The 6,418-nt window shown below is 59.3% G+C and carries 5 protein-coding genes and 1 pseudogene; 4 read left to right on the top strand and 2 right to left on the bottom strand.

Annotation, left to right across the window (positions count from 1 at the left end):
- Positions 1-549: 549 nt before the first annotated feature.
- Both P3T25_RS48330 and P3T25_RS48325 read right to left on the bottom strand, forming a co-directional pair.
- Positions 550-747, bottom strand: a complete 198-nt coding sequence (locus tag P3T25_RS48330) for a hypothetical protein (protein WP_429364831.1) — start codon at positions 745-747, stop codon at positions 550-552.
- A gap of 258 nt (positions 748-1,005) precedes the next feature.
- A pseudogene (locus P3T25_RS48325) lies at positions 1,006-1,387 on the bottom strand (hypothetical protein).
- A gap of 242 nt (positions 1,388-1,629) precedes the next feature.
- On the opposite strand from P3T25_RS48325, the gene P3T25_RS48320 reads away from it, so the two are divergent.
- The 4 genes from P3T25_RS48320 to ltrA all read left to right on the top strand — a co-directional run bounded on the left by P3T25_RS48320 (position 1,630) and on the right by ltrA (position 6,280).
- Positions 1,630-2,082, top strand: a complete 453-nt coding sequence (locus P3T25_RS48320; RefSeq protein WP_429364829.1) for an Hsp20/alpha crystallin family protein — start codon at positions 1,630-1,632, stop codon at positions 2,080-2,082.
- A gap of 24 nt (positions 2,083-2,106) precedes the next feature.
- Complete coding sequence (locus tag P3T25_RS48315) at positions 2,107-2,514, top strand: Hsp20/alpha crystallin family protein (protein WP_429364827.1); 408 nt, start codon at positions 2,107-2,109, stop codon at positions 2,512-2,514.
- Between the two features lie 396 nt (positions 2,515-2,910).
- The gene (locus P3T25_RS48310) at positions 2,911-3,474 is read left to right on the top strand and encodes an Hsp20/alpha crystallin family protein (protein WP_266240360.1); all 564 of its coding nucleotides are present in this window, start codon (positions 2,911-2,913) and stop codon (positions 3,472-3,474) included.
- 1,309 nt (positions 3,475-4,783) lie between these two features.
- Complete coding sequence (gene ltrA, locus P3T25_RS48305; RefSeq protein WP_429364825.1) at positions 4,784-6,280, top strand: group II intron reverse transcriptase/maturase; 1,497 nt, start codon at positions 4,784-4,786, stop codon at positions 6,278-6,280.
- Positions 6,281-6,418 lie beyond the last annotated feature (138 nt).

The raw sequence follows: 6,418 nt of genomic DNA, 5'->3' as shown, positions 1-6,418 counted from the left end.
CCGGCGACACTATGCGCAAAAGTCTTGGCAAAGGTGACGAATGCAACTGATCGTGTCGGGAGTTTTGAGCGGCTGTTGACGAAGGCGATAAGACGTTGGAGCGGCTGAGCTGTCGCACTACCCAGCGACCGCACATGGCCGCGTACTGCCTCATGCATGAGGCATCGTTTCCCGCAGCCGCTTAAAGCGGCGATCGACAGCGGGCGACCCGGAGCGGCCGCCGAGCTTTCTGCAAAGCAGCCATTCGGAATCAAGACGGGCTCGCCCAGACAGCAAGACCGCCGGCATTACGTCAGGTCGTCGCCGGCTGAACGGAGGAAAACGGGTGTCGCGTCCCGGACCTTGTTATGGTCCGGGAGGTCCGGCGAATGCCGTCAGTAGATCGGAAACACGAATTCCAGCATCGGCGTGAACCGGATACTGGAATCCGGACAGATGACGCGTCCCCTGACCGCGACCCGCTGCCCCAAATAGGGCAGCCAGAAGCAAACGATCCGGTACGCCGGCCATTCCGAGCACGATATCTGTCACAACCTTGTCGTTGCAGGGCTAGGTTGACGGACGGTCCAGCCGGAGCGACGTATGTTCACCCGGCGCGTACTGCCCGTTGCCCCGCTGGATCGTGCCAGTGATCCAAATGTCCTGTTGTGACGGCAGTGTTTTCAGGGGCGGCTCGGCGGCCACAGCAGCAGCTGAGCCAACGGCCAGGACGGCCGATGCCAGCAGTGCCTGCGAGCGTTCTTTCATGATGCTGCTCCCATCCGGCTTGTGAACCGCCTGGTTTGCCAGAGGCTGGCTGCTTTGGGTCAGAGGCGGTTCACAGCACATCCGTCAGCCGGCCTTCCCGTTCTTATGCATCGCTTCGCGGGCTTTGGCGGGGGTAAGCGCTACGCTCGTCATGAACAGGATCTTCATTTTAGTCTCCTGTTTCCTGACGATTCAGGGTGTAGCCTCTGACCTGTTTCGTGGAGGCTGCTCCTGCGGCTAAGCGCAATCGCCCGAAGATCACTGGATTGGCGGCACCACGCCCAGTTTCTCGGCCAGCGCGCTCATACACGCCGAAGTGCAGGTCGACTTCCTCCTGACTTACTGTCGTCACGATGATGTTCACCTGATTCGGCAGCAGGCCGAGCACCACCGCAATCGCCGCTTCCAGTTGCGGCGCACAAACGCGGTCTTCGGTCAGTGTCGTGCCGACAGCGATATCGTAGGTTTGTTCGTGCTGGAAGACGGTCTCGACCAGCCGCGCGCGGGCGCTCATGTTGTTGTCGATCGCGAGTTGCACGACCTCCGCCACGCTACGCATCAAGTCCGTCGGAAAGCCTCTGGTCGAGCGCAGCCGGACGCGGTGTCTGCCAAGCGTGAGCCAGTCCGAATCGAATTCCATGGTGTCCTCCGGTTCCGTTGCAACGCACCGCGATAATAGGATTTGGCAGGCGATTTTCAAGACCGGAATTTCACCACCGCCCCTTGAAATTTTCACCGTAGGTTCTATCTTTGATTTCGCTCAGGCAGATGCGCCGGTCACATCCGGTGCGCTGCGTGTTTCGATTTGTTTGCCAGCGGCCTGGCAGGCGGACTGGAGCGCGTAGGCCCGTTCGCCTCCTCGCTGCATCGAAGGAGGATACGATGAGTGATCTCTTTTCCGGAACCGACCTGTTCAGTGAGTTTGACCGTCTGCAGCGGCAGATGGACAGCCTGTTCGGCGGTTTTCCGTCCAGCATCCGCTCGGGCCGCTTCGGGGCCTTTCCGCAGCTCAACATCGGTACGACCGACGACTCAATCGAAATCGTCGCGTTCGCGCCCGGTCTGAAGCTGGCCGAACTCGACGTGTCGATCGACAAGGGCCTGCTGACAATCAGCGGTGAGCGCAAGCCCGCCCAGACCGGCAGCGATGACAAAACCCGGGACGACACCCGCACCTATGCACAGGAGCGGTTCAGCGGCAGTTTCCGGCGCGTGATCGAGCTGCCGCAGAATGCGGACCCCGACAAGGTGCAGGCGCGCTACACCAACGGTTGCCTGTCGATCAGCGTAGGCAAGCGTGAAGCGTCGAAGCCGCGAGCCATTACCGTCCAGTAATGTCAGCCATTCAAGGAGCAAGCCATGAACGACAGGACACAGGTCGCTGAGCGCGACCAGAACACGGTAGCGCGACGCGAGGGTGATCAGCCGGCGCGGCGGATGACGCTCGCACCGGCAGTCGACGTGTTCGAGGACAGCCAGGGCATCACGCTGTGGGCGGACCTGCCAGGCGTCACAAAGGACAAACTCGACGTGAAGGTGCACGACGGCAATCTTTATATCGAGGCCGAAGCAGTTGTGCCGACGCCCGCCGGTCTGCGGTTGCAGCACGCCGAGATCCGGGAACCGCATTTCGCGCGCGCGTTCTCGCTGAGCCCGGACTTCGATACATCGAAGATCGATGCAAACCTGCAGGACGGCGTGCTGAAACTGACGATTCCGCGTCGAGACGAAGCACGCCCACGCCGGATCGAGGTGCAGACGGACTGAGCCCGGCAGAGCCGCAACGACGACAGGAGAAAAAACCGGTGGCGGCCGCGAGGTCGCCATCGCCCGTTCGTGGAGGTGCGGATACAGAACGTCATGGAGGAAGGGTGATGCGGATAAACGATCAGCATATGGGCCGTGCCGGTGCGTCAGTTCGCAAGCGGCCCGGCCCTCGCAGATGGTGGATATATCGGCTTGGTCACGAGCGGGCGCGATGCCCGTCTGCTTGCCGACTGGCATCTGCCGCGTCACACCCGGGCGGTAGACGCAGCGCGACGTCCCGCCGCACCCCGTCAGTCTGACTGCAGACGGTGTGTCCATGGACGTCGGCAGAAACGTGGCAGTGTGAACGCAATGATGCACATCCGGTTCTCCTGTCAGACCATCGAGGAGCATACGATGAACACCGACCTGAAAAAGTGGAACCCTTTCAAATTTCTCCGCGGTTCAGGACGCAAGCCCGAGGCGGACAGTGCGCAAAGCCCGCCCGACAGCGAACCGTCACGTGTTCCGTGGCCCGACATTTCGCGACTTTTCCCCCGTGATTCGTGGCGTGCGATGGAGGATTTCTTTCATGATCCGTTCGCGGCGCGCGGCGCGCTCGAACGATGGTTTGGCGACTTCAGTTCATCGCGTTTCCAGCCGCGCATCGACGTGGTCGACGAGGGAAAGATACTGCGCGTGACCGTCGAACTACCAGGCATGGAGCGGGAGGACTTGACCGTTAGCGTCGAGGACGGAGCGTTGGTATTGCGTGGCGAAAAGAAACAGGATGTGCACAGTGAGGAGGACGGCTGTTACCGGCTTGAGCGTGCATATGGAGCCTTCACGCGCACAATCCCGATGCCGGAAAATGCCGATCCCGACCACGCTCTCGCAAAGTTTGACAAGGGCGTCCTGACGTTGACGGTGCCGAAACAGGAGCAGCAGCGATCCACGAGCCGCACGATCGATATTGGCTAGCCGTACTCTAAATCGCAACGATACCCATGTTCTGAAGGTCGCGACCGGATGAAACACCAACCTATTGGATGCTTTGGCCTTGGCGTTGCCATCTTGCTGAATGACAGCTTTGTGGTTGTTATCTGGATGACGGGTCTGGGTCGCAAGTCCGCATCTGTTTGCGGTGAGCCCGGTCATTCGCGTCCGTCGACACGCGAACGACAGGAAAGCGACCCGTAGCCGCCTGACCAACGCCGATACTCGTATGACGGCTGAGGCCGATGACCTGCCGCTGGGAATTCCGCTCCGTATCGGCTCTTCATCGGCTACTGCGTACGATAATGGCACCTCTTCGACCTGAGCCTAATTTCCAAGGTGTGGTGTGTGCCGGTTGGTGCGGATCAGGCGATCGATCCACAGCATGAGGCGCTCCAACGACAGCGCGTATGCCTGAGCTTTAGTGCCGATGGCCGGTCGGTATTGCTCGCGACGCAACGTAGTCGAGTGCTGCGATTCGAGCGTAGCTGAGCCTCGGTCTGTCGACGCGGACGGGCGAGTGACGGCCTCGGCGGAAGACCGCCCGCCCTCGTCCTATCTCTCCTTATCCGTTCGGCCAAATCAAACATTTAGCCTACAAGATTGAAGTCAACAGCGGTCGCCTCCCTTATAATTACCAAGTCGTCAGGAGACACCCGGCGACCAGGTTTGACAGCCTGGTGCGACCTGCAAAGTCGCTCGATTCTCTGTTTCACGGAACGCAGTAATCCTGATGAAACCGGCTGTTCCATCAGCCGTTCCCTACCCGGACATGCGAAGCTGGCAACGGCTTGGTGTGAAGCTCCGGGGACAAAGCAACCACTGTACATACGGTACGTTGAGCCGCGAGGCGAGACGGAATCTGCCAGCACGAAGGTGGAGAGGTGCAAGGGATGGATGAGTACGACCAACATAAGTGAACGTTCGTTACGTGTCGTCACAAACAACAAGCCAAACGTGCTGACAGGCTTGAACCAAAACGGTACGCGGCTAGGAATGGTCTCCTCTCGGGCTTGGACCATCATGGACAGCATGCCGCCGGCGCATAGGACGGGTCCGCATCATCCCGAGAATCACGCGGAACAGGGTAAGCCCGTATCGCTGCCCCATGGGCAGGCTAACCGCAAGGAAAGCTATTGGCGATGCGGGTAAAGGAAGGTGGAGAAAGCGAAAGCCTGTCTGTAATGGATGGGATACGGGCTGAGACATTTGCCTGACGCGAAAGCGGGCAGACTTCCACATGGTCATTCATGGCGAGAGAATCTTTGATTAACCGTTGTACGAGGGAAAGCAGATGACGGCGAACAATGCGAAGGCATCAGACGCTGGTGCGCCCTCGCGCGCCACAGTCATGTGGGATCAGGCGAACTGGTCACACATCGCGGCGGACGTGAAGCGGCTTCAGATGCGTATCGCCAAGGCGGTTCGGGAAAACCGGTGGGGCAAGGCGAAGGCCTTGCAACATCTGCTAACCCGCTCGCATAACGGCAAGATGCTTGCTGTGAAGCGGGTAACGGAAAATCGCGGTAAGAGAACGCCGGGGGTGGACGGCAGGATCTGGTCATCTCCGGCGGCCAGATGGAACGGAATGTTGTCGCTACGTCATCGGGGCTATCGCACGATGCCGCTGCGGCGTGTCCACATTCCCAAGAGTAATGGAAAAAAGCGTCCGCCAGGAATCCCATGCATGAAGTGCCGGGCGATGCAGGCTTTATGGAAGCTCGCACTGGAGCCGATCGCGGAGACTCTGGCGGATGTCAACTCCTACGGCTTCCGGCCCGAACGCTCGACTGCCGATGCCATCCAGCACTGCTTCAACGCCCTGGCGAGACGAACCTCGCCAGAGTGGATTCTGGAGGGTGATATCCGAGGCTGTTTCGACAACTTCAGTCACTCCTGGATTCTGGAGAATGCGGCGATGGACAAGGAAGTCCTGCGCAAGTGGTTGCAGGCCGGCTATATCGATGAGGGAACCCTGTTTGAGTCGCGGGCCGGCACCCCGCAAGGGGGTGTCATCTCACCCGTGATCGCGAATATGGCGTTAGACGGACTGGAGGCAGCGGTCCATGCAAGCGTGGGCGCTTCCAGATACGCGCGCAAATATGCGAAGCTTAACGTCATCCGCTACGCCGATGATTTCGTGGTGACCGGTGCATCGAAAGAGGTGCTGGAATCCCGAGTGCTTCCGGCGGTCAAAGCATTCATGGCTGTCCGGGGTCTGGAACTCTCAGAAGAAAAAACCCGGATCACGAACATAGCGGACGGTTTCGATTTCCTCGGTCAGAACGTGCGCAAATACGGCGGCAAGTTACTGATCAAGCCAGCGAGGAAAAGCACTAAGTCACTGCTCGACAAGGTCAGAGCGATCATCAAAGGCCATACGAGCGTCACACAGGAAGTGCTGATACATAAGCTTAACCCGGTCATTCGGGGATGGGCAATGTATCACCGCCATGTGGTGGCGAAAGTGACCTTCTCATCGGTAGACTCGCACATCTGGCAACTGCTCTGGAAGTGGGCAAGGCGCAGGCATCCCACGAAAGGAGCACGGTGGGTCAGGAAGAAATACTTCCGGGTGGATGGATGGCGCTCATGGGTCTTTGCCACGGATAGTGCAGCTCGCGGTACTCACGGGCTGCAACGTTTCCAGGCATCGACGGTCCCGATTACGCGGCACGTCAAGATCTGCGGTAGCGCCCATCCATTCGATCCGATCTGGGATGACTACTTTATCCGCCGTCGTACCAAGAACCGCTCCATCAAACTGTTCGGTGCCACGGTCTGGTGCTGAAGAATGGCTTGAGCCGGATGCGAGGTGACTCGCACGTCCGGTTCTTAGATCCTATGAGCACGGGCGTCGAGGAACTGATACGTAAAATCAGCGTGTCGAGTCCTGTTCAAAGGAGAGAGCATCATGCGCACGGATCAC

Origin of the sequence: Paraburkholderia sp. GAS32, from assembly GCF_050434225.1 — a bacterium.
Classification (GTDB): domain Bacteria; phylum Pseudomonadota; class Gammaproteobacteria; order Burkholderiales; family Burkholderiaceae; genus Paraburkholderia; species Paraburkholderia madseniana.
The sequence above is the reverse complement of the archived record's forward strand: the minus strand, read 5'-3'. Positions and strand labels throughout refer to the sequence as shown.